The following is a 1,641-nucleotide window of genomic DNA, read 5'->3' as shown; positions in this document are numbered from 1 at the left end:
GTGCGGCGGGTCGAGCACGGTCACGTCGGTCCCGAAGGAAAGCAGCCATCCGGCCAGCTGGTCCCAGTCCACGGCCTTCAGGACCAGGTCGCTGCAGTGGTGGCCGGCAGGATGCTCGGCCTCGATGCCGGGCCACCATTCCCTGCGGGCGCGGTCGGCGACGGCAGCGTGAAACCGCACCGTCGCCCGCAGGGCCGGCGCGGGCATCTGCTCGCGGATGTAGGCAAGGGAGGAGAAGCCTTCGCGAGGCGTGAAGCTGGCGTCCAGCAATTCAAGATTGCGCATGCGGTCGGTGCGGAAGTCGCGGAACGCGTGCCGCTGGCGGCACCAGGCAATGAGGTGCCAGCGGTCCAGGTAAAAAAGCAGGCCGTGCGGTTCCACCATGCGTTCCATGGCGTTGGGCTGGGCATGGCCTTGATAGAGGAACCGCAACACCCGGCGTTGAGCCAGGGCCTGCTGCAGGCTGGCCAGGTCGGCCTGGGGCGGAGTCGGCAGGGCGGCAGTCGTGCCCAGGCCGTGCAGCAATCGCTCCAGCTGCAGCCGGGAGGCCGGAGAGAGCACGGCGTCGATCTTCATCAGGGCGGCGTCCATATGGGCCAGGAGGGTCGGGTCCGCGGCCCGTTGGAGCAGCATCCGGCTGGTGGCCAGGGCCCCGGCTTCGGCGGTGGTGAAGTTGACGGGGGGGAGGTGGAAGCCCTTGATCAGAGCGTAGCCGACCCCGGCCTCGGCGGCAAGCGGCACGCCGGCCTCGCCCAGGGCGCGCATGTCGCGGTAGATGGTCCGCACGCTCAGGTTGAAGTGCTGCGCTATTTCTTCCGCCGTGGCCGCGCGGCGGGACTGCAGGAAGAGAATCAGGGCCAGGAGCCGGTCAACTCTGTTCACAACACTGCTCCTGGCCTGCAGGTATGGAGATTACACCCTGGCGGCTTCCACCGCGTCCAGCAGTTCCCGGGCCGCGGCCGCCGGGTCCGGGGCGCTGACGATGGCGCTGACCACAGCCACGCCGTCTGCGCCGGCGCGCATCACCGCCGCGGCGTTGGCCACCGTGATGCCGCCGATGCCGACAAGTGTCTGATGCGTCTGGCGGCGCAGGGCCGTCAGCTTTTCCAGCCCCCAGGCCTCGCCGGCGTCCAGTTTGGTGGCGGTGGGGAAGATTGGTCCCACGCCCAGATAATCCGGCCCGATGCCTGCGCCGCCGGCCACCTGATCCAGATCCGGCGCTGCCAGGGCCTGTTCCATGGTGTCCACGGACAGGCCGATGATGGCATCCGGCCCCAGGATGCGGCGCACGTCGGCATACGGGATGTCAGACTGGCCCACATGCACCCCGGCCGCGCCGATGGCCTGGGCCACGTCCACGCGGTCGTTCACCAGGAGCGGGATGCGGTGCGGGTCCAGCAGGTCCTTCAGTGCCCGGCCCAACTCCACGAACTCGCGGCCGCCGGCGTGTTTTTCGCGCAGCTGCACCAGGGTCACGCCGCCTTGCACGGCTGCGGCCACCACATCCAGCAGGTCCCGGCCCAGGCACAGGGCGCGGTCGGTCACGAGATAGACACGATAGTCAACGATGGGCTTCATCTGGCACGCTCCCTTGGCTAGGGCAAGGTATCTTTGAAAGAGTTCTCGGGGGAACACCTTTCT

General features: G+C 68.7%; 2 protein-coding genes. Both read right to left on the bottom strand.

Going from position 1 to position 1,641, the window contains the following annotated elements; translation table 11 throughout:
- Positions 1 to 882: helix-turn-helix transcriptional regulator (locus tag DGI_RS11880; protein WP_021761319.1), on the bottom strand; the 882-nt coding region annotated here is incomplete at its 3' end.
- 30 nt (positions 883 to 912) lie between these two features.
- Entirely contained in the window at positions 913 to 1,578 is a 666-nt protein-coding gene (thiE, locus tag DGI_RS11875) for a thiamine phosphate synthase (RefSeq protein WP_021761318.1), read from the bottom strand.
- Positions 1,579 to 1,641: the final 63 nt, after the last annotated feature.

Origin of the sequence: Megalodesulfovibrio gigas DSM 1382 = ATCC 19364, from assembly GCF_000468495.1 — a bacterium.
In the GTDB taxonomy this organism is placed as follows: Bacteria; Desulfobacterota; Desulfovibrionia; order Desulfovibrionales; family Desulfovibrionaceae; genus Megalodesulfovibrio; species Megalodesulfovibrio gigas.
The sequence above is the reverse complement of the archived record's forward strand: the minus strand, read 5'-3'. Positions and strand labels throughout refer to the sequence as shown.

What these genes read in the sequence shown, in the direction of transcription:
- thiE (WP_021761318.1), bottom strand. Translation starts at nt 1,578, where the DNA reads ATGAAGCCCATCGTTGACTATCGTGTCTATCTCGTGACCGACCGCGCC.